Genomic DNA, 19,943 nt, shown 5'->3' on the forward strand with positions numbered 1-19,943 from the left:
AGCGGCGCGGATGCCCGCCAGGCGGCCCGCGAGGGCCGTGGCGCCCCGGGAGCGCGAGCGGGTCACCACAGGCGCTGTACGGGCGCCCTGTGGCCGTCGTGCGCCCCACGGTGCGTCGCCAGCGCCCCCGCGCGGCCACCGTTTCGGGCCCCGCCTCGCTACCGTCGTGGTCCCGCCGCGTTCCGACCCGGCGCGAACCGACCCGACCCGCCCCGCAGGAGGACACCGTGCCGGACACCACCGCGCCCGAGGACGTCGCCCGGGCCTGCTTCGCCGCGTACCTGGCCCAGGACCGGCCGGCCATGGAGCGGCTGCTGGCCGAGGAGTTCGTCTTCACCAGCCCGCAGGACGACCACATCGACCGGGCCGCGTTCCTGGCGGTCTGCTTCCCCACCGCGGACCGGGTCCGGTCCCAGGAGATCCTGGACGCCGTGCCGTTCGGCGGCGACCAGGTCTTCGTCCGCTACGCATACGAGCTCACGACCGGCGAACGCCACCGCAACGTCGAGGTGATGACGGTCCGGGACGGGCGCCTCGTCGAGACCCAGGTGTACTTCGGCGGGCGCTTCCCCCAGGGGTGAACGCGCCGCGGCGAGCCCGTCAGGCGAAGACCACGCACGAGGCGGCCGGCGCCGGGACCGAGCCGCCGCGGGCGGGGACGCCGGTCTCCGGGTCGACGGTGAACCAGGTGACGTCGCCGGAGCGCTCGTTGGCGGCGTAGAGGTGCCGCCCGTCGGGGTGCAGCGCGAGGTCACGGGGCCAGTGGCCACCGCACGGCACGGTGGTGACCAGCGTCGCGCTCCCGGCCCGGGCGTCCAGGGCGAGCACCGCGATGCTGTCGTGGCCGCGGTTGGCGGCCCAGGCGAACCGGCCGTCCGGGGAGAGGACCAGCGCGGAGGGGAACGTCGGGCCGGTGTCCGCGGCCCCTTCGGGGAGCAGCGGGGTCTCCCCCAGCGGCGTCAGCGTCCCGTGCTCGGCGTCCCACCGGCAGAGCGTCACGGTCGGGTCGAGTTCGTTGACGACGCAGACGAGGTCGCCGGCGGGGTGGAAGGCGAGGTGGCGGGGCCCGCTGCCGGGGCGCAGGCGGGTCCGGTCCCGGACGGTGAGGGTGCCGTCGGCCGCGTCGAGGGCGCAGATCCGGACGGCGTCGGTGCCCAGATCGACGCTGAGCAGCCATCGGCCGGCGGGGTCGGGCCGCACGGCGTGGGCGTGCGGGCCCTCCTGGCGGTCGGTCCGGGGACCGCTGCCGTGGTGGGCGAGGACCCGCGCCGGACCGCCGAGGGTGCCGTCGTCGCGTACCGGGAGGGTACTGACGTCGCCGGAGCTGTAGTTGGCGGTGACCAGGTGGCCGGCGGTCAGCGTGAGGTGGGTGGGGTCGGCGCCGCCCACGGGGACTGCGGGGGCGAGCAGGACGGGTCCCTCGGGGGTGAGGCGGAAGGCGGCCGCCGCGCCGTCGGGGGTCTCGCTGACGGCGTAGAGGCGGCGGGCACCGGGGTCCGGCACCAGGTAGGAGGGGTTGGGGACGACGTCGGTGGAGTGCAGGGGGGTCAGCGCCCCGGTTACCGGGTCGACGGCCGCGGTGGTGATGCCGAGGCCGCCGGCGGTGGTGAAGGAGCCGAGGTAGGCGCGCGGCCCATTCTCGTGCGCCGGTCCGCCGCCGGTCCGCTCGGTCGCTGGTCCCGTCGTCGCCACTGGTCGCCGCCCTTCGTCCGCCCGTCGGGGCCGCCCGGCCGTGGGGTCCGGTCGATACGCGGCGGCCCGCGCCGTCCGGACGGTTCCCGTTGTCCGGGCGACGCTAACAGGGCGGGCAGGGGCGGCGGCGGTGATGGCCGGGAGTGACCGGTGCGGCGCGACGTGCCGCGGTCGGCCTCCGGGGCCGCGCACGGCGGGGCCGGCGAGCGGGGCCGGCAGGGCCTGGCCGGATCCCGGTGCTTCGGCGAGCAGCCGGGGCGGGGCCCGGGTGGGGTCCGGGTGTGCTCCAACGACGGGTCGACGATGAGGAGTCGGCCGATGGCGCGGTGATCCGCGAGGACGGCGGAGCCGGCCCGGCCGACCGCGGCGCGGCCGGCCCGGACACGACCGGCCGCCACGGGTTCCCCCCGCTCAGGCGCCCATCGGGAGCCGTTCGGACCGGCCGAGGGGGACGGCGAGGGCGAGCAGGGCCTGCTCCAGGGCGTGCAGATGGGCCAGCACGGGTCCGCCCTCGCCGGTCTGCGGCAGCGTCCCGGCCTCCGCCCGGCGGCCGGGCGCGTCGAGCGGCGTGTCGGTCAGGGCCTCGACGGCGGCCTCGACCCGCCAGCACGCCGCGACGAGCCGGTCGTCGTGCGAGGCTTCCGGGTCGGCGGCGATGGACGCCAGTCCGCGTACCTCGCGCGCGCAGTCGTCGAGCAGCGCGACGATCTGCCGGGCCCGTTGCTTGCGCGCCCGCAGGGGGCTGAGCGGATGTACCAGCGGGACGAGCGACAGCCGCACGCGGCCAAGGATCGCCTCCAACTCGGCCACCCGCGGCGCCGGATCGGCCGCGGCGTCCCCGGCGAGCCGGGCGGCGGCCTGTGCGGTGCACGCGTGCACGCACCGCACGGCCCGCTCGACCTGCTCGTCGGTGACGGAGTGCGTGGTCACCGGCAGCACCAGAAGCACCGCGAGCAGCGCGCCCAGGGCCCCGACGGCCGTCTCGCCCACCCGCAGGGCGAGCAGCGCCGGATCGAGCACGCCGAGCAGCCCGTAGAGCGTGCTCGCCATCACGGTCACCGCGAGCATCATCCAGGTGTAGGAGACGGCCGCCGTGTAGAAGATCCCGAAGACACCGAGGGCGACGATCACGGCGGCCGCGACCGGCTCGTCGTGCAGCGGAACGGCGAGGGCGAAGCCGAGCCCGACCCCGAGCACCGTGCCCAGGAACCGCCGGAACCCGCGGACGAGCGTCTCGCCCCGCGAGGTGGTGTTCACGAACACCCACCAGGTGGCGCCGACGGCCCAGTACCAGCGCTGTTCGGACAGCATCTGTCCGACGCCGAGGGCGAAGGCGGCCCCCACGGTCGCCTGCACGGCCTGCCGCGTGGTGATCCGCGCGAGCCCGGTCCCGCCGGCCGGCGCGGCCACCGTGGTGGGCGCCGGCAGCCGCCGTTCGTAGCACCACACCCCGAAACGCACCGCCGACGACGCGGCGAGTCCGAGCAGCACGGCCGCGTACGACTCGGGGAGCCGGCCGGGGACGGTGTGCAGGAACTGCGCCGCGAAGAAGATCATGAAGGCGAACACGCCCAGCGAGTGCCCGCGCGGCCCCCACCGCCGCGCGTACACCCCCGCCCCCACGACGGCCAGGAACGCCAGGTCGCGCGCGAGCGGCAGGTCGTGCAGCAGCGCCGCGAGCGCGAGCACCGGGAGGCCGACGACGGGTAGCAGCGCCGTCGTCACGGCCTGGCCGCGCACCGTCGGGTCGGTCACCGTGAACAAGGCGAGCAGCGCGGCCAGGCCGCCGGTGATAGCGGCGACCAGCGTGTGCCCGGCCAGCCCGCACAACGCCACGGCGAGGCCGACGCCGACCACGGCCCGGGCCGCGAACCGCAGTCGCACACGCCCCGGATCCGGCGCCACGAACGCCTTCTTCAGCAAGTTGCCCCGCCCCTTCCGCACACAGGTGCACCGCGACATGAGAAAGGCGCCGCGGGGATCCGCAGCGCCATCGACAGGACCATCACACCATCAAGCCACCAGGTGGCTCAACAGATGCCGAAAATGCTGGGCCATTGGCACAGCATCGCGGCGTTTTGGTGCGCCATTAGCGGGCCAACGGTCCAGCCGGGCGGCAGGGCGTGCGGCGACGCCGTGCGCCCGGCCCCGCGCGGCGGATCGGTGTGTCCGGGTCCTGCGCGAGTCCTTGACGGTTACAGGGCGTCCACTTACCGTCGCTTCAGCTCCTGGCGCCTTGGGAAAACCTTTACCCCTCTCTCGATGAAAAAGGTGAAGGCATGGGTGGGCTGCGACGTCGTTCACTGCTGGCCGCCGCGGGCGGTACCGCGGCGGCCGCCGGTCTGGCGAGCACCGGATCGTCCCAGGCGCAGGCGCTCCCCCGGGAAGCCGCGGCGGGGGCGACCCAGGCCGCCACGGCTTCCGGCCACCGGCCCGGGCCGGACGAGGGGAAGGTCGGCGAACTGCTGGCGCGTATGACTCTCGAAGAGAAGCTGGGGCAGTTGCAGCAGCTCCCGTGGGCGTACGACACCGGGCCGGGCGGGCCGGGGACCAAGGCGGTCGAGGACGCCGCGCGCGCCGGGCGGTTGGGCTCGGTGCTCAGCATCTACGGGGCCCGGACCTGCAACGCGCTCCAGAAGCTCGCCGTCGAGGAGTCGCGGCTGGGCATCCCGCTGCTGTTCGGGCTCGACGTCATCCACGGCTTCTGGACGACGTTCCCGATCCCGCTGGCGCAGGCGGCGAGCTTCGATCCGCAGGTCGCGGTGCGGGACGCGGAGGTGTCGGCGCGGGAGGCCCGGTCCAACGGGGTGCACTGGACCTTCGCGCCGATGATGGACGTGACGCACGAGCCGCGCTGGGGCCGGATCGCCGAGGGCAACGGCGAGGACCCGTACCTGACCGCCGCGTTCGCCGCCGCCAAGGTGCGCGGCTACCAGGGGGACCGGCTCTCGGCCGCGGACCGGATCGCCGCCTGCGCCAAGCACTTCGTGGCGTACGGGGGCGCCGAGGGCGGGCGGGACTACAACACCGTGGACGTCTCCGAGTCCCGGCTGCGGAACCTCTACCTCCCGCCGTTCAGGGCCGCGACGGACGCCGGGGTGGCCACCGTGATGGCCTCGTTCAACCTCATCGGCGGCGTCCCGGCGCACGCCGATCCGCACACCCTCACCGACATCCTCCGGCGGGCGTGGGGCTTCGACGGGATGGTGGTGAGCGACTGGAACGGCGTACAGGAACTGATCCCGCACGGTGTCGCGGAGGACGGCGCGGACGCCGCGCGGCTCGCGCTGACCGCCGGGGTCGACATGGAGATGACCAGCACCAACCTGGTCACCCACGGCAGGCGACTGCTCCGGGAGGGCCGGATCAGTCGGCGGCGGCTGGACGAGGCGGTCGCCCGGGTGCTGCGGCTGAAGTTCGCGCTCGGGCTGTTCGCGCACCCCTACGTCGACGAGGGCGCGGCGATCGGCGAGCCGTCCGCGCAGGCCCGGGCGGCGGCCCGGGCCGCCGCGAGCCGGTCGATGGTGCTGCTGAAGAACGACAAGGGGGTGCTGCCGCTCCGCGGCTCGGTCGGTTCGATCGCGGTGGTGGGACCGTTCGGCGACTCCACCGACCTGTTGGGGACGTGGGTGATGCCGCCCGCGGCCCGGAAGTTCCCGGCCGGCACGGTGCTGGACGCCGTGCGGAAGGCGGCGCCCGGCAGCACGGTGCGCCATGCGCGCGGCGTGGACCCGCAGGGGGACGACACCAGCGGCATCCCGGCCGCCGTCGCCGCCGCCCGGGCCTGTGACGTGACCGTCGTGGTCGTCGGCGAACCCCCGGCGCTCAGCGGGGAGGCCGCCGCGCGCAGCGACCTCGGGCTGCCGGGCGCGCAGGAGCGGCTGGTCGCGGCGATCGCCGACACCGGCAGACCGTTCGCGGTGGTGCTGGTCAACGGGCGTCCGCTGACCGTCGGGAGCTGGCTGGAGCGGGCCCCGGCGGTGCTGGTGGCCTGGCACCCGGGCATCGAGGCCGGCCACGCCGTCGCCGACGTGCTGTTCGGCACGGTCGCTCCCGGCGGCAAGCTGCCGGTCTCGTTCCCGCGCTCGGTCGGTCAGCTCCCGATCCACTACAACCACGAGAACACCGGCCGGCCCTACGACCCAGACGACAAGTACACCTCGAAGTACCTCGACCTCCCGGACGGACCGCAGTTCCCGTTCGGCCACGGGCTGAGCTACACGACGTTCCGTACCGACGCGCCCCGTCTGAGCACCGGCCGGATCGCGGCGAGCGGCCTGCGCGCGGGCGACTCCGTCGAGGTCACGGCGACCGTCACCAACACCGGTTCCCGGACCGGCGACGAGGTCGTGCAGCTCTACGTCCACGACCGGGCCGCCAGCATCGCCCAACCGGTCCGCCGGCTGCGGGGGTTCCAGCGGGTGACACTGGCGCCGGGGGCGAGCCGGACCGTGCGGTTCCGGCTGGCGGCCGAGGACCTCGGCTTCTGGACCAACGACCCGCGCGGCGAGTTCCGGCTGGAGCCCGGCGCCATCGACCTCTATGTGGGCGGCAGTTCGACCGCCGAGGGCAGGGCCACGCTCACCGTGACCTGAGGGGCCTGGGGGGCCTGGGGCCTGGGGCCTGGGGGGGAGAGCCGCCGGACGTCCGGCCGGGGGCGCTCAGGCGAACTGGGCGACGTACTCGTCGAACGGCGGGATGCCCACCTCGACCCGCCGCTGGTCCATCCGCTCCGGATCCCGGCACGGCCACGGCACGGGCGCGCCGTCCCGGACCCCGGCGATCTGGGTGCCGTAGATCTGCTCCCGCCCGTCGTTGACCAGCGTGCGGTCCGTGAGGAACGCCAGGTCGCGGGGGCTGGCCAGGCCGTCGGCGACGGCGCGTTCCATCAGGTGCAGGGCGCGCCGCTGCACGTCCAGTTGGCGGTCGGCGTGCTGGGCGATCAGCCAGGCGCCGCGGGCGGCGTCCGCCCCGAAGCGGTCCGCGGTGGGCCAGCCATGGGCGTCGATGATCTCGGTGAGCCGGTCGGCGTGCCGCGCGGTCAGCCGGCGCCAGGCCAACTGGTCGGCGAAGTCGCCGCTGTTGGCGCGGGGTGCGGCCCGGTTGTCCTCGGCGGCCATGGCGACCAGTTCGGCCGCCACCGCGGCGAGGTCGTCGGTGCGGTGGCGGGGTGCGTCGTGCGTCATCGTGTTCCAGACGTCGAGGGTGACCCTGCGTCGGGTCGGGGGCCTCCACGCTAGGGGGCGAATCGGCGCAAAAGATCATCCTCGGATACGGTGACGGGAGGGGCTCCGCGCCTGGATAATGGATCTATCCCCGGAAACGCTCCGCCCCCTCTCGGCACCCTGCCGACCGATCCGCCGACCGTGAGGAGGCCGTGGGCCGATGGCCGTGGACGCGCTGGACGCGAAGATCCTCAGGTTGCTGCTGGAGCAGCCGCGGACGAGCGTGCGGGAGTACGCCCGGGTGCTGGGGGTCGCCCGCGGGACGGTGCAGGCGCGACTGGACCGCCTGGAGCGGGACGGGGTGATCACCGCCTACGGGCCGCGACTCTCGCCCGCCGCGCTGGACCATCCGATGCTGGCCTTCGTGCACATCGAGGTGACACAGGGGCACCTGGAGGAGGTCGCCGCCGCGCTGGGCGAGGTGCCGCAGATCATCGAGGCGTTCTCGACCACCGGCGGCGGGGATCTGCTGACGCGCGTGGTGGCCCGGGACGCGGCACATCTGGAGGACGTGATCCAGCGGCTGATCAGCCTGCCGGGGGTGGTCCGCACCCGCACGGAGGTGGTGCTGCGCGAGCGTGTGCCGCATCGGATGCTGCCGCTGGTCGAGGCCGTGGGCGGGGCGGCGGCGCAGCCGGACTGAGGGGCGGCGGACGGGCGGCCGGCGGGAGTTCGGCGCGCGGGCCGCACCTGCGTGGCGCGGGCGGCCGGACGACGCGGGGGAAGCATGGTGTGCCCGGGGCCGGCCGCGTCCGCGCGCGCCGGCCCCGGGGTGTCTCACTGGATGCCGAGGGAGGAGCACTCCGCCGCGACGGCCGGGACGCAGAGCAGGTCGGGGCGGACCGCGCCGTCCTGGACGACGGTGTCCTTGAGGTTCGCCTTGGTGACCAGCGTGGCGTTGAAGAGCTTGGCGGGGATGCCGGACTTGCTCGTGCTGGCGGCGGTGGTCGAGGTGAGGGAGGCGATGCTCTGCCCGCGCAGCAGGCGGAAGGCGATCTCCGCGGCTGTCTCCGCCTCCGGGCGCACCTCCTTGTAAACAGTGAACGCCTGGGTTCCGTCCAACAGCCTTTGCAATGCGGGGAGTTCGGCGTCCTGGCCACCGACCGGGACGTTTTTCACGCCGCCGGCCTTCAGCGCCGCGGCGATACCGCCGGCCATGCCGTCATTTGCCGAGTAGACCGCGTCGAAGCCATGCGGGCCGCGCGAGTTGATGACGTCCGTCATGTCCTTCTTGGCGGTCGCCTCGGACCATTCGGGAACGTCTTTCTCGTAGACGACCTTGCGGACCTTGCCGTCGAGGACCGCGTGCGCGCCCTTCTTGAAGGACGGGGCATTCGGGTCGTCCGGGGAGCCGTTGAACATGACGACGTCGGAGGTGGCCGCCCGGGAGCCGAGCGCGGTGAGAATTCCCTCGCCCTGGAGGCGGCCGATCTTGTCGTTGTCGTAGGAGACATACGCCTTGACGTCGCCCTCGGCGAGCCGGTCGTAGGCGACGACCTGGACGCCCTGACGTGCGGCGGAGTCCACCCAGTCCTTGGCGGCCCGGGCGTCGACCGGGTCGAGGACGATGACCTTGACGCCCTTCTTCACCAGGGACTCGAACTGGGTGCGCTGGGTCTCCGCGCTGGACTCGGCGTTTCCGTAGTCCACTTTGCATTCGAGGCAGAGCGACGCGATTCGCCGGGAAATGATGCGGCGATCAAAATTCTCGTAGCGCGTGGATTTGTTCTCCGGAAGGAGGAGGCCGATGTGGTCCTTCCCTTCGGGTGCTTCCTGATGATCACTTCCGCAGGCCGCCAGGGGGGCGGCGAGGGAAAGGGTCAACGCACTGACGACGACACGGCGACGTATTGTTGCATTCATCACATTCACCGCGTCCATAGCCTTCATCGGCCTCATGAAAAGTACCTCCACAGGGGCCGCCCTGACTCGGCCCATGAATGGCTGAGTGAACGTCACTGGAGCCCGGATCGTCAAGAAACGAACCAATAACGACATCGGGGTGGCTCCTGTGTTGAGAGACCGAAGGCGGCGCGGTAGCGGCCGGCGGGGCCTCCGGAGCGGTCCGCCGCACTGGGTACGTCGACCGCCACGCCAGGTGATCTTCGCCCCGCAGCGGGGCAGGTTCAGGGCCATGAGCACCGTACGGAAGCAGACCCCCGTCTCCGTCGAGGGGCGGCTGGGTCGCGCGAACGAGCACCCCGGGCGCCACGACCAGGACTACCGGCGACGGCGCGACGCCCTGGCGGCCCGCGCCGAGAACCACCGGGTGGGAGCACCGTACGCGGGCGTCGCGTACACCGAGGACGAGCACCGGACCTGGCGGACGGTGCACGACGCGCTGGCCCCGGCGCACCGGACGCACGCCTGCCGGGAGGTGCTGGCGGCCGGCGAGGCCGCGGACATACCTGCCGAGCGGATCCCGCAGCACGCGGAGATCACGCCCGGCCTGCGGACCCGCACCGGTTTCTCGCTCACCCTGGCCGGCGGCGTGGTACCCAACGAGCGGTTCCTGGGGGCGATGGAGCACGGCTACTTCCATGCGGTGCAGTTCGTACGCCATCCGGCCGTGCCGCTGTACACCCCCGAACCGGACGTCCTGCACGACGTGTTCGGGCACGGGATCCACCTGTCGTCGCCGGGGATCGCCGAGCTGTACCGGGTCATCGGCCGGGCCGCGAACCGGGTCCGGACCGCGGAGGCGCTGGACATTCTGAGCCGCGTGTATTGGTACACCCTCGAATACGGGCTGATCACCGAATCCGGCGGGCCGAAAGCCTTCGGCGCGGCGCTGCTGTCCTCGTACGGGGAGATCGCCGCGCACGAGGTCCGGGAAGTGCGCGAACTGGATCTCTGCGCCGCGGCGAGCACCCAGTACCGTATTTCCGGCTATCAGTCTGTTTTGTTCGCGGCGCGGTCTTTCTCCCATCTTGAGGACGCGATCGGCGGGTTCTGCGCGGAATTCGACGACGACACCGGGAACCGGCTGGGGTTGCCGTCGCTCCCCCGCGACCGGCAGTAGCGGGCGGCCGTGCGACACGGGCGCCCTCCTCGGCTCGGGCGGCCTCCGCGGGGGCCGCAAGTGCCCCGCGCCCGCAGGGCGGTGCCGTACCGGCGCAGCAGCAGCGCCGTGGGGGCGAGTCCGGCGAGCAGCCCGAGCCAGATGCCCAGGGTGTGCGGCCCGGCCGCGTAGCCGAGCGCCCAGGCGGCGGGCAGGCCGACCAGCCAGTAGCCGACGAGGGTGATCCGGAAGCCGCTCCTGGTGTCGTCCAGGCCGCGCAGCAGGCCGACGCCGATGTTCTGGGCGCAGTCGAAGAACTGCAGCACGGCGACGACGCACAGGAGTTGGCCGGCGATCGCGAGGGCCTCCCGGTCGCGGCGTGGGAGAGAGGCCGACGGCGACCTGGAAGACGATGTAGACGAGTTGGTCGACGGCGGTGTGGGCGGCGAGCGCGGCGCTGCCGAAGCTGCCGGCCGTCAGCCCGGTGGCGGAGAAGAAGCCGGCCTCGGAGCCGCAGATGGCGGCGATCGGCACGCCGAGGCCGACGAGGGTGCGCACGGTGGCGACCAGTTGGGCCGGGACGTCCTGAGCCGGCTGCTGCACGGCGGCAGCGCTGATCGGCCGCGCACTCACTGGCCGTGGCGGTGGTCGTCACCGCGTTGACCACCCTGCTGGGGTGCCTGGCCGCGCTCGGTCCCGCGCTGGGGCGGGTGATCGAGGCGGTCGCCGACGTCGCGATCCTGCTGCCGCCGGTGCTGGGCATCATGCTGCTGTCGCTGGCTGGCCGGGGGGACGGCCCGCGGTGACGGTCGCGGCGATCACCCTGGGCACGCCGTACGCGGTGCGGTTCGTCGCCGGCGCCGCCGCGCCGCTGGCCGCTTCCGCCTCCGGCTTCTTCGAGGCGGCCGCGGCGGACGGCGAGCGGCTGTTCCACCTGACGCTGCGGGAGATCCTGCCCAAACTGCGGGAACGTCGGGCTGCCCGACCGCCGCCCCGGTGCCCTGTCGGGCGGCCAGCGGCGCCGGGTCGCCCTCGCCCGGGCGCTCGCCCGCGAGCCCGAGGTGCTGCTCCTGGACGAACCGACCGCGGGCCTCGACCCCGCCCTCCGCGACGAGATCGGCGCGTTGCTGCGCGACCTGGCGGGCAACCGGCACCTGGCGATCGTCCTCGCCTGCCACGACCCCGCACTCGTCGAGCGGTACGCCGACGACGTGGCGATCTGACGGGCCCGCCCCCGGCAGCGGCCCCCGCCGTGGAGAGGACACGGGAGCGCGCCGCGGCGCATCCGGCCCGCGACCGGCCACGCGCTGCCACCGCCCCGGTGCGGCTGCCCGCCGCCACCGGCCTCGGCGGGCGCCGCCTCCGCGTCCCCCACCGGCGGTGGGGCACCGCGCACCCCGCCCTCGCCGACGTCGACTTCACCGCCGCGCCCGGCAGTTCCACGGGGGGGTGCGGGGGGACCGGATGTGCTGCTCTGCGACGAGATCACCTCGGCGCTCGCCCCGGACACCGCCGTGGCGGTGATGGACCTGCTGACCACGATCAGGGCGGACCGCGGCCTGACGCTCGTCGTCGTCAGCCACGACGCCCCGCTCGTCGCGGCGTACACCGACACCGTGCACACCCTGGAGTCCGGGCGGGTGCTCTCGACCGGCCCGGCGGAGAGCATCGCCGGACATCCGGCGGTGGTCCGCGCACCCGGCCCTTGACGACCGCCTCGCCCCCGCCGGGGGCAAGGCCGCCCCGCCCCGGCACGGCACGGCACCTGTCGGGGCGGTGGCTCCCCCCGCTCGGTCGGGGAGCAGCTCACCCCGCTACCTCAGTCAGGAGCCGGCTCGCCCTCGACGCCGATCAACGCCAGCGTGATGTTGTCCGGTGCGCCCGCCTCGATGGCCGCCTTCCACAGCTCGAAGACGGCCCGACCGCCGTCGTGCGCCCGCAGCACCGCGGCGATCTCCTCCTCCAGGACCGGGTCGGTCAGTCCGTCCGTGCACACCACATACCGACGGTCCTCGGCGAGCGGCACGGTCCGCACGTGCGGGGTGATCGCGTTGAACCGCGCCGCGCCGCCGATCGCCTGGGTCACCAGCGACGTGGTGCGCTGCCCCGGCCGCAACGGCGGACTGTCGTCCACGCTGACCTGCCGCAGCCCGTCTCCGTCGGCCTCCAGGACCCGGCTGTCGCCGACGTTGAAGACCAGCAGCGCATCGGGCAGGACGACGGTGCCGGCCACCGTGGTGCCCATCGCGGTCAGCGCCCGATCACGCTCGGCCGCGGCGTACACCGCGCGGTTGCAGCGCGTCAGGGCCTCCCGCACCGCCTCCTCGCTGTCCAGCGAGGGGCCGAGGGCCGCCAGGTGCGCCACGGTCAGCGCGCTGGCCACCTCGCCGCCCGGCTGCCCGCCGATGCCGTCGGCGACCGCCACCACCAGGGGGCTGCCCATCGGGAACACCAGCAGCTGAGGGTTCTCGGTCACCGTGCCGCACAGCGTCCACGGCCCGGCGACCAGACTGTCCTCGTTGTGGTCCCGGATCAGGCCGGTGTGGCTGAGCGCCGCCACCGTGATGTACCGCACCGCCGTCTCCATGGCCGTCGCTCCTCGCGGTCGTTCCCCCGCCGGATCCGCCGCGACACCTCCCGCCTCGCTCCTGGGTCGGGTCCGCACGGTCCTGTCCTGTGCCCGGCGGGCGGGCCGGGCGTTCTCCGGCGCGTGCTCTCGGCCTGCCGGGCGCCGGACGGCAGACCGCACTGTGCGGAGCCGCACCGCGCGGACACGGCCCGGCCCCTGGCCCGCGGGCTCATCCGGCCCCCGCCCGGCCGCTGAGCGTGTGCCGCTGCATCAGCCGTGAGACGTCCTTGGCGGTGACGATCCCCACCAGATGCCCCGCGTCCACGACCAGGATCGGCAGCCCGGCCCGCAGCGACAGCTTCTCCAGTGCCTCGGTCAGCAGCTCGTCCGGCGCGGCCACCGCGCAGTGGGACAGCGGCGTCGCCACGTCCCGCACCCGGAGTTCCGCGCGCTGGGCGACCGGTATCGCGGCGAGCCTGCGCAGCTGCGCCATCCCGCTCGGCCGGCCCTCGAAATCCAGCAGCGGGACGGCGGAGTGCCCGGTGTGCACCGCCACCTCCTCGATGAAGCGCTGGACGGTCAACCAGTCCGCCCCGGTCTCCACGGGGCTGGACATGGCATCGACCACCCGTATCCCGTGCAGCGCGGACTGCAGGGTCGCCCGTCGCCGCTCCGACCCGGCGACGACCATCACGAACAGCCCGATGAACGCCAGCCACAGCCCGCTCGGCATCCCGCGCAGAACGGAGACCCAGCCGACCGCCACCAGCAGCGCGCCCATCACCTGCCCGCCCCGGGACGCCACCAGATCCGCGCGGTCCCGGTCCCCGGTGCGCCACCACAGGAGCGCCTGCACCACCCGGCCTCCGTCCAGGGGTACCGCCGGCAGCAGATTGAACACGCCCAGGATCACATTGGCCCAGCCCAGCCACACCAGGACGACCGCGGGCACCTCCCACAGCGACAGCTGGCTCAGCCCGAAGCCGGCCCCCAGCGCGACACCGCCGATGAGCAGACTGGTGAGGGGACCGCTGACGGCCACCGCGAAGGCCGCGGCCGCGGTCTGCGGCCGGCCCATCCGCGTGATCCCGCCCAGCGCCCACAAGGTGACGTCCTCGACGGATATCTGTTTCCGCCGCGCGATCGCGGCGTGCGCCGTCTCGTGGAGCAGCAGGCTCCCGGTGAGCAACGCCGCTCCGACCACCCCGGCCAGGGCGTAGACGACGGCGGACCGCCCCGGAGTGATCGCCGGCAGCGTCTGCCGCCCCAGGCCGTACGCGAACAGCACCACCAGCAGCGGCACGCTCCAGTGCATGCGCAGCGGCACCCCGACGACGTGTCCGATCCTGACCGAGCCGTTCATCAGCGTCTCCCGCCGGCCCGGGCGGTGCTCCTTCCTGGCGGGGCCGCACGCCCCGCGCTCCGCGGACCGCCCGACACCGGACTCACCCCCATTGTCACTCGGCACTCCTCCCCATCGGATTCCCTGCCGGACGACGTCCCCGCCGGTCCCGGCCCTGCCGTCGAACTAACCTGGAAGTCGGGAAGTGCGAACGCCGGTAGGTGCGAACGCCTTCACCGAACGCGTACCGCCCTGTGGACGGAGGCGAGGGCCATGGGACGCAGCCATCACTTCCACCTCGACCAGGGTGGCCACTCGATCACCGTGAACGTCGGCCCCGGGCGGGACGGCGAGATAGAACTCCTGGTCAACGGCAAGGTCGTCGCATACCAGCAGCAGCACGGCACCGGCCTGAACCTCCTCACCGGGGAACTCCCCGACGACCCCGTCCGGATCTTCCGCATACGCGTCCGGGAGCCGCGGCTCGTCCCCACCGCACCCCGCTGCACACTGGAGTTGGACGGGGTGGAACGCCCCATGCCGGAACGCTTCCTCGCCTGACCCCCGCACCCGTCACCGCCCCACCCGTCACCTACGGGCCGTGGACCCACCGCATGTGTGCGGCCAACTGACCACCCGCTGCTCCCCCTTCGCCTCGCGTTCCCACCGCGCCTGCGGCGCCTCCCCGCCCGTCCTGCGCTTCTCTCCTCTTCCGTCTGTGACCTCCCGCTAGCGGCCGCCTCCCCTCATCCCTTCGACCCGTGCCTGCTCGGCCCTGTCACCGGCCGCTCACTTGGCCTTGCCCTGCGCTTCCACCAGTTCCTTGAACTGCTGGAGGTCGCTGCGCACGCCCCGCTCGATCGCGACCGCCTGTGCGAACCCCTGCGGCCCGCCGAAGGTCTCCTTGATCGTGCCCGGGTCGTACTCGAACCGGGCCTGGAGCCGGGTGTGCTCCCGGTCGATGGGCAGCAGCGAGAACGTCCCCGCCAGATCGGGGCCGCTCGTGGTCTGCCACGTCATCACGTTCTCCATCTCCCGGTCGACGATCTCGACCTCGAACTCCTGCGCCCGGCCACCCGCGTCGACGTCCAGGTGCGCCCGCCGCTCACCCTCTGACCGGGCATCCCGGACGCCCTTCAGGAACCGGGGATAGATCTCCGCACGATGAAGGCAATCCCAGGCGGTTTCGAGGGGAGCGCCGATGTCGATGTGTTCTTCGAGAGTGCTCATCGGACACCTCACAGCTTCCTTAACGGCCCCCGTTACGTCTTCCAGGGTCCCCCGCCCGGCGGCCGGTGGCGACCCGAGTGCACACGGCCCACCCGGTCGTTTCCCCACCGGCCGTTCCCCGGCCCACCCACCGGTGTCCGGACACGTCCTAGGCGGGTTCCTGCCCGCACGGTGCGATCGCGAGGATCGCCACGTCGTCGTGGAGGATGCGGGTGTGGCGGGGCAGGTCGACGTTGAGGAAATCGATGACATCGGCCGGGCCGGGAGCGGACCGGCCCCCGAACCGCTGCCCGAGCCGTTCCAACAGCGGATAGAACGCGCCGGTCTGATCGCGGGCCTCGATCAGACCGTCCGTGCAGAGCAGCAGCACGTCACCGTGGGCGAAACGGTGTGTGTAGGAGACGGGCGGGTCGGCGGCCAGCCCGCCCAGCCCCAGCGGAAGAGCGGGCGGACCGGTGAGCGGGATCACCTCCCCTCCGGAGATCAGCACCGGTTCGATGTGGCCGTGATTGATGATCGTCACGCGGTGGGCCCGGGCGTCGTACTCGATCAGGGCCGCGGTCACGAACAACTCGTCGTCGGGGATCTCCGCCGCCTCGCGGGCCAGCCGCCGCTCCATCCGGGAGGCGACCGCCAGCAGGTCGCCGGGGTCGTAGACCGCCTCGCGGAAGCTGCCGAGGATGTCCGCGACGGTACGGACCGCCTGCAGCCCCTTCCCCCGGACGTCACCGATGATGGCCCGCTCGCCGGCCTGCGTGGCACGGATGTCGTAGAGATCCCCGCCGACCATGGTGCCGACCTCGCCCGAGCGGTAGAGCCCCGCCGCCAGCACCTTGCCCACCCGGTGCGGCACCGGCCGCAGCAGGGTCCGCATCAGGGCCTCGGCCACCGAGTTGACGCGCACCAGGTGCCGCTGCTGACGCTGCCGGTACCAGGCCAGCGCCACGCCCATGATCCCTACGACGATGGTGGAGATATACGTCGCGACATAGTGGTTCCCCCATAACTGATGTGGATTGTGGCCCGTGCAGCACGGGGTTCCCGCGAGCACGCCCTCCAGGCCGACGGCGAAGACCGTGACACCGGCGACGCCGACCGGGCCGTGGGTGAAGGCGGCGAGCACCGGCACGGCGATCAGCAGGGAGCTCACCGCCCACTGAGTGGGCGTCACGAACTCCACCAGCAGCACGGCCAGGACATAGAGCGCGGGCAGCCAGCGCATCCAGGCGGGGACCCGCGGCGCCTCGAAGCCGTTGTTGTCCACCAGCCCGGAGAGCCGCTGGGCCGCATGGCCGTGGCCCGACGACCTCATGGTGACCGCTCCCGCCGCGCCGCAGGGACCGGACCCGCCAACGCCGTCACCCTCGTCTTCAGCGCCACCGCTCAACGACCCACTTACGCGACCTGTTCACACGGGCTCCCGCCACGGACTCCTGTCAGACCGTGCTCAAGGCCCACAGCCTGACGCCCGTGGACAGCCAACCCGACGATTAGGCCATCGGCGGCATGTCACCTCTCTTGGGCGAAGGGCCTCATGACGCTCCTTGGCGGACCATGAGGTCGCGGTCGCTGCGGTCCTGCTCATGATGCCTCCCTGTACGGACAGTTGACCGGTTGTGTCCGGCGCGGCCGCCCGCCGTGCCGGACACCTCTCACTGTCCGCGATCCGCCGCCCGGCGACATCGGCCCGCGGGTGGTAACTCGACGTCAACCCCTGCTCGTACGAGGGTGCCGGCCTCATGCCGCAGGTCGACCGACGCCTCCTCCCACTCCCCTGACCTGGCGCTATTCCTCCACGGCTCCACCGACACGGCGGAGGTGCCGGCGGAACGTGTACTCCGGATCGGCGGCACGGCGCGCGAGGTAGTCGTCGAAGTCGGTCTGCCGGCGCAGGGTCTCGCCGGCGCGGATCCTGCGGGCCTGCTCGCGCTCCGTCTCCCGGATGGCGCGTGCGGTGTCCAGTACGTCCGCGGCCCGGGCCGCGGGGACGAACAGCACCCCGTCGTCGTCACCGAGGACGAGGTCGTCGGCGGTGACCAGATGGGGCCCGAAGCGAGCGCTTGTCAGGGCGTCGGGCTCCCGCTCGGCGAGCCGGACCGGGCCCGGCGCACAGCGGCCGTAGCTGAACACCGGGAGGCCGATCTCGGCCAGCTCCGGGGTGTCCCGGTGCAGTCCCCAGATGACCACGCCGGCCACTCCCGCGGCCTGCGCCTCAAGGGTCAGCAGGTCGCCGACGCACGCCTCGTCCTGGCGGCCGGCGTTGTCGATGACCAGCACGTCGCCGGGCCGGACGTCGGTGAACGCCTCCAGGAAGACGTCGACGCTCCCGTAATGACGGGCGGGAAGTGCGCGTCCGGCGACCCGCTGGCCGGGAACCACCGTGCCGATGCCGGGCGGGGCGGCGCGCAGCGGTACGCCGAGCCGGACGCAGGCGTCGGCCACCAGGGGTGTGGACAGCTCGGCGAAGGTCTTGAGCATGGCGTTCTCCTCGGTTCGGTGCCGTCGCCGCCTCGGAGCGGTCGGCGCGGTCTGCGGCGAACGATGCCACGGTTCCGGGCCGTTCGGGACCCTCACATGCGGACGGTCAACTACCGCTCCACCAAAGGCGAGTGACCGGAAACCGCCTTATCGGCATGCCGTGCCCGACCTAGCTTTGACTGTATGACCAGATTCGAAATCTGGTCACGAACGGGGAAGGGGAAGGCACGTGGAACGGGCCGAACGCGGCGAACGGATCCTGCAGGCCGCCGAAGAGCTCCTGCTCGCGTGGGGCTACCGGCGCGTGACGATCGACGAGATCGCCCGCCGCGCCAAGGTCGGCAAGGGGACCGTCTACCTGCACTGGAAGACCAAGGACTCCCTTCTGCTGGCCGTCGTCCTGCAAGCCAAAATGCGCAGCCTGCAGCAGCAGTTGGGACGGATGCGGGCCGATGCCCGGGCAGTCCTGCCGAGCCGGATGATGCGCGGCTACTACCAGGATTTCCTGGAGGAGCCGGTGCTGCGCGCCCTGTACACCGACGACGTCGACATCCTCGGTCGGCTCAACGACGCCGCCAAGAAGGAATTCGCCGAGATCATCGCGTTCAACGACGAGGTCCTGGTGCGCTACCTCGAAGTGCTGCGGGCGCACGGACTGCTGCGCACCGACCTCGACCTGCGGCACCAGCAATACATGCTGCTCGCCACGACCGGCGGGTTCTTCATGGCCGAGGCGATGCTGTACGACCGCGCGCCGGACGCTCCGGAGGTGCGCGGCGAGCTCCTCGCCACGACCATCCGCAGCACGTTGGAAATTCCACCGGAGGCATTCCGCACACCGGATGCCGGGGCCGCGGCCGCGGCCGATGCGGACGCCCCCCGGTGCGCGACCGCGGACGAGGCGATGGCCGCCGCCGCGCGCGAGATCATCCCGCTGTACGAGCAGGTGGTGGAGCGCAGCGTCCAGGAGATGCGTCGGCAATTGCGCGACTGAACACCCGTGCGGCACAAGGCCGGTGCCCGGCCGGTTCCCGTCGCGCCCCCTGCACCCCAAGGCTCATTTCATAGGAGACGGAAATGACGGAATTGGCGGAATCCCCCTTCAACCAGAACATCGGCAAACACCCCGGCGAGCCGAACGTGATGGAACCGGCCCTGCTCGCCGACCCGTTCACCGGATACGGCGAACTGCGCGAACAGGGGCCGGTCGTCCGCGGCCGGTTCGTGGAAGACACACCGGTGTGGTTCATCACCCGCTTCGAGGAGGCCCGCGAAGCGCTGCGCGACCAGCGTTTCGCCAACGACCCGAAGTTCGCCGGAAACGGGAACGGGGAATCGCCCACCAGCCGTACGCTGGAGATGATGGGCCTGCCCGAGCACTACCGGGAGTATTTGGCCGGTTCCATCCTCACCATGGACGCCCCCGACCACACCCGGCTCCGGCGGCTCGTCTCCCGGGCGTTCACCGCCCGCAAGATCACCGATCTGCGGCCCCGGGTGGAGGAAATAGCCGATACCTTGCTGCGTCGGCTCCCCGACCACGCGGAGAACGGCGTCGTCGACCTCATCCAGCACTTCGCCTATCCGCTGCCCATCACGGTCATCTGCGAACTGGTGGGAATTCCGGAGGCGGACCGATCGCAGTGGCGCACATGGAGTTCCCAACTCATCTCCGTGCAGCCGGAATCGCTGCGCGAGGCGTTCCCGGCGATGATCGACTACATTCACGAGCTGATCCGGGAACGGCGCGCGGCGCTCACCGACGATCTGCTGAGCGAACTGATCCGGGTGCATGACGACGACGGCAGCAGGCTCAGCGACATCGAGATGGTCACGATGGTCCTGACCCTCGTCATCGCCGGTCACGAGACCACCGCCCACCTCATCACCAACGGCACGGCCGCGCTGCTCACCCACCCCGATCAACTGCACCTGCTGAAGTCCGATCCGGAGCTGCTCCCCCGCGCCGTGCACGAGCTGATGCGGTGGTGCGGTCCGGTGCAGATGACGCGACTGCGGTACGCCGTCGAGGACGTCGAGCTGGCCGGGGTACGGATCGCGAAGGGCGAGGCCGTGCTGCCCCTGCTGGTCGCGGCGAACCACGACCCCCGCCACTACGCCGACCCGGCCCGGCTCGACGTCACCCGCCAACCGGCGGGCCGGGCCGAGAACCACGTCGGCTTCGGCCACGGCATGCACTACTGCCTGGGGGCCAGCCTGGCTCGCCAGGAGGGCGAAGTCGCCTTCGGTAAGCTGCTCGCGCACTACCCGGACCTGACGCTGGCGGTGGAGCCGGACGCCCTCCAGCGGATCCCGCTGCCGGGCAACTGGCGGCTGGCCGCGCTGCCGCTCCGGCTGAACTGACCGAACCGCCCGAGCCGGGCGGAACCTCTTCCCGACGAGGCT

19 protein-coding genes and 1 pseudogene are annotated in these 19,943 nt (G+C 72.8%); 10 read left to right on the forward strand and 10 right to left on the reverse strand.

The window, feature by feature from the left end:
* Positions 1-227 precede the first annotated feature (227 nt).
* Positions 228-581: a nuclear transport factor 2 family protein gene (locus SNOUR_RS06450; RefSeq protein WP_067344600.1), complete on the forward strand. Its 354-nt coding sequence runs from the start codon at positions 228-230 to the stop codon at positions 579-581.
* 19 nt (positions 582-600) lie between these two features.
* On the opposite strand, the gene SNOUR_RS06455 is transcribed toward SNOUR_RS06450, so the two are convergent.
* Both SNOUR_RS06455 and SNOUR_RS06460 read right to left on the reverse strand, forming a co-directional pair.
* The gene (locus SNOUR_RS06455) at positions 601-1,692 is read right to left on the reverse strand and encodes a lactonase family protein (protein WP_067344602.1); all 1,092 of its coding nucleotides are present in this window, start codon (positions 1,690-1,692) and stop codon (positions 601-603) included.
* A 411-nt stretch (positions 1,693-2,103) separates the two neighbouring features.
* On the reverse strand, positions 2,104-3,615 hold the full coding sequence (locus SNOUR_RS06460; RefSeq protein WP_067344604.1) for an FUSC family protein: 1,512 nt from the start codon (positions 3,613-3,615) through the stop codon (positions 2,104-2,106).
* A gap of 356 nt (positions 3,616-3,971) precedes the next feature.
* On the opposite strand from SNOUR_RS06460, the gene SNOUR_RS06465 reads away from it, so the two are divergent.
* The gene (locus SNOUR_RS06465; RefSeq protein WP_079142273.1) at positions 3,972-6,287 is read left to right on the forward strand and encodes a glycoside hydrolase family 3 N-terminal domain-containing protein; all 2,316 of its coding nucleotides are present in this window, start codon (positions 3,972-3,974) and stop codon (positions 6,285-6,287) included.
* A gap of 66 nt (positions 6,288-6,353) precedes the next feature.
* Here the strand turns inward: SNOUR_RS06465 and SNOUR_RS06470 are convergent, their stop codons facing one another.
* A complete protein-coding gene (locus SNOUR_RS06470; RefSeq protein WP_067344606.1) occupies positions 6,354-6,878 on the reverse strand; it encodes a DUF6624 domain-containing protein in 525 nt (174 codons plus the stop codon).
* Positions 6,879-7,077: 199 nt separating this feature from the next.
* Between SNOUR_RS06470 and SNOUR_RS06475 the strand changes: the two genes are divergently transcribed.
* Positions 7,078-7,560 (forward strand): Lrp/AsnC family transcriptional regulator, encoded by a 483-nt coding sequence (locus SNOUR_RS06475; protein ID WP_039630452.1) that lies wholly within the window; start codon positions 7,078-7,080, stop codon positions 7,558-7,560.
* A gap of 134 nt (positions 7,561-7,694) precedes the next feature.
* On the opposite strand, the gene SNOUR_RS06480 is transcribed toward SNOUR_RS06475, so the two are convergent.
* Positions 7,695-8,780 carry a sugar ABC transporter substrate-binding protein gene (locus tag SNOUR_RS06480; protein ID WP_067357780.1) on the reverse strand — a complete coding sequence of 362 codons (1,086 nt, stop codon included), beginning with the start codon at positions 8,778-8,780 and terminating at the stop codon, positions 7,695-7,697.
* Between the two features lie 271 nt (positions 8,781-9,051).
* On the opposite strand from SNOUR_RS06480, the gene SNOUR_RS06485 reads away from it, so the two are divergent.
* Positions 9,052-9,939, forward strand: a complete 888-nt coding sequence (locus SNOUR_RS06485; RefSeq protein WP_067344607.1) for a phenylalanine 4-monooxygenase — start codon at positions 9,052-9,054, stop codon at positions 9,937-9,939.
* Positions 9,940-10,013: 74 nt separating this feature from the next.
* Here SNOUR_RS06485 and SNOUR_RS49205 read toward each other — a convergent pair.
* A pseudogene (locus SNOUR_RS49205) lies at positions 10,014-10,482 on the reverse strand (MATE family efflux transporter); the annotation flags it as partial.
* 74 nt (positions 10,483-10,556) lie between these two features.
* Between SNOUR_RS49205 and SNOUR_RS46025 the strand changes: the two are divergent.
* The 3 genes from SNOUR_RS46025 (at position 10,557) to SNOUR_RS44520 (ending at position 11,627) form a co-directional block, all read left to right on the forward strand.
* Positions 10,557-10,724 (forward strand): hypothetical protein, encoded by a 168-nt coding sequence (locus SNOUR_RS46025; RefSeq protein WP_159425807.1) that lies wholly within the window; start codon positions 10,557-10,559, stop codon positions 10,722-10,724.
* A 195-nt stretch (positions 10,725-10,919) separates the two neighbouring features.
* Positions 10,920-11,141 carry an ATP-binding cassette domain-containing protein gene (locus tag SNOUR_RS44515; protein ID WP_376738582.1) on the forward strand — a complete coding sequence of 74 codons (222 nt, stop codon included), beginning with the start codon at positions 10,920-10,922 and terminating at the stop codon, positions 11,139-11,141.
* A gap of 243 nt (positions 11,142-11,384) precedes the next feature.
* Positions 11,385-11,627: a P-loop NTPase family protein gene (locus SNOUR_RS44520; RefSeq protein WP_067344609.1), complete on the forward strand. Its 243-nt coding sequence runs from the start codon at positions 11,385-11,387 to the stop codon at positions 11,625-11,627.
* A 110-nt stretch (positions 11,628-11,737) separates the two neighbouring features.
* On the opposite strand, the gene SNOUR_RS06495 is transcribed toward SNOUR_RS44520, so the two are convergent.
* Together SNOUR_RS06495 and SNOUR_RS06500 are read right to left on the reverse strand one after the other, a co-directional pair.
* Positions 11,738-12,505 (reverse strand): PP2C family protein-serine/threonine phosphatase, encoded by a 768-nt coding sequence (locus tag SNOUR_RS06495; protein WP_079142275.1) that lies wholly within the window; start codon positions 12,503-12,505, stop codon positions 11,738-11,740.
* A 211-nt stretch (positions 12,506-12,716) separates the two neighbouring features.
* Positions 12,717-13,850, reverse strand: coding sequence for a site-2 protease family protein (locus SNOUR_RS06500; protein WP_067344610.1), 1,134 nt, complete (start codon positions 13,848-13,850; stop codon positions 12,717-12,719).
* Between the two features lie 252 nt (positions 13,851-14,102).
* Between SNOUR_RS06500 and SNOUR_RS06505 the strand changes: the two genes are divergently transcribed.
* Positions 14,103-14,390, forward strand: coding sequence for a hypothetical protein (locus SNOUR_RS06505; RefSeq protein ID WP_067344612.1), 288 nt, complete (start codon positions 14,103-14,105; stop codon positions 14,388-14,390).
* Positions 14,391-14,618: 228 nt separating this feature from the next.
* On the opposite strand, the gene SNOUR_RS06510 is transcribed toward SNOUR_RS06505, so the two are convergent.
* The 3 genes from SNOUR_RS06510 to SNOUR_RS06520 form a co-directional block, all read right to left on the reverse strand.
* Positions 14,619-15,059 carry an SRPBCC family protein gene (locus tag SNOUR_RS06510; RefSeq protein ID WP_039630468.1) on the reverse strand — a complete coding sequence of 147 codons (441 nt, stop codon included), beginning with the start codon at positions 15,057-15,059 and terminating at the stop codon, positions 14,619-14,621.
* Positions 15,060-15,207: 148 nt separating this feature from the next.
* Positions 15,208-16,371: a PP2C family protein-serine/threonine phosphatase gene (locus SNOUR_RS06515; RefSeq protein ID WP_079142277.1), complete on the reverse strand. Its 1,164-nt coding sequence runs from the start codon at positions 16,369-16,371 to the stop codon at positions 15,208-15,210.
* A gap of 473 nt (positions 16,372-16,844) precedes the next feature.
* On the reverse strand, positions 16,845-17,537 hold the full coding sequence (locus SNOUR_RS06520; protein ID WP_067344614.1) for an RraA family protein: 693 nt from the start codon (positions 17,535-17,537) through the stop codon (positions 16,845-16,847).
* Positions 17,538-17,766: 229 nt separating this feature from the next.
* On the opposite strand from SNOUR_RS06520, the gene SNOUR_RS06525 reads away from it, so the two are divergent.
* Both SNOUR_RS06525 and SNOUR_RS06530 read left to right on the forward strand, forming a co-directional pair.
* A complete protein-coding gene (locus tag SNOUR_RS06525; protein WP_067344615.1) occupies positions 17,767-18,531 on the forward strand; it encodes a TetR/AcrR family transcriptional regulator in 765 nt (254 codons plus the stop codon).
* A gap of 83 nt (positions 18,532-18,614) precedes the next feature.
* Entirely contained in the window at positions 18,615-19,901 is a 1,287-nt protein-coding gene (locus tag SNOUR_RS06530) for a cytochrome P450 family protein (protein ID WP_067344617.1), read from the forward strand.
* Positions 19,902-19,943: the final 42 nt, after the last annotated feature.

Origin of the sequence: Streptomyces noursei ATCC 11455, assembly GCF_001704275.1 — a bacterium.
Lineage (GTDB): Bacteria > Actinomycetota > Actinomycetes > Streptomycetales > Streptomycetaceae > Streptomyces > Streptomyces noursei.

What these genes read in the sequence shown, in the direction of transcription:
- SNOUR_RS06510 (WP_039630468.1), bottom strand. Translation starts at nt 15,059, where the DNA reads ATGAGCACTCTCGAAGAACACATCGACATCGGCGCTCCCCTCGAAACC.
- SNOUR_RS06530 (WP_067344617.1), top strand. Translation starts at nt 18,615, where the DNA reads ATGACGGAATTGGCGGAATCCCCCTTCAACCAGAACATCGGCAAACAC.
- SNOUR_RS06495 (WP_079142275.1), bottom strand. Translation starts at nt 12,505, where the DNA reads ATGGAGACGGCGGTGCGGTACATCACGGTGGCGGCGCTCAGCCACACC.
- SNOUR_RS06505 (WP_067344612.1), top strand. Translation starts at nt 14,103, where the DNA reads ATGGGACGCAGCCATCACTTCCACCTCGACCAGGGTGGCCACTCGATC.
- SNOUR_RS06500 (WP_067344610.1), bottom strand. Translation starts at nt 13,850, where the DNA reads ATGAACGGCTCGGTCAGGATCGGACACGTCGTCGGGGTGCCGCTGCGC.
- SNOUR_RS06485 (WP_067344607.1), top strand. Translation starts at nt 9,052, where the DNA reads ATGAGCACCGTACGGAAGCAGACCCCCGTCTCCGTCGAGGGGCGGCTG.
- SNOUR_RS06520 (WP_067344614.1), bottom strand. Translation starts at nt 17,537, where the DNA reads ATGCTCAAGACCTTCGCCGAGCTGTCCACACCCCTGGTGGCCGACGCC.
- SNOUR_RS06475 (WP_039630452.1), top strand. Translation starts at nt 7,078, where the DNA reads ATGGCCGTGGACGCGCTGGACGCGAAGATCCTCAGGTTGCTGCTGGAG.
- SNOUR_RS06515 (WP_079142277.1), bottom strand. Translation starts at nt 16,371, where the DNA reads ATGAGGTCGTCGGGCCACGGCCATGCGGCCCAGCGGCTCTCCGGGCTG.
- SNOUR_RS06470 (WP_067344606.1), bottom strand. Translation starts at nt 6,878, where the DNA reads ATGACGCACGACGCACCCCGCCACCGCACCGACGACCTCGCCGCGGTG.
- SNOUR_RS06465 (WP_079142273.1), top strand. Translation starts at nt 3,972, where the DNA reads ATGGGTGGGCTGCGACGTCGTTCACTGCTGGCCGCCGCGGGCGGTACC.
- SNOUR_RS06480 (WP_067357780.1), bottom strand. Translation starts at nt 8,780, where the DNA reads ATGAATGCAACAATACGTCGCCGTGTCGTCGTCAGTGCGTTGACCCTT.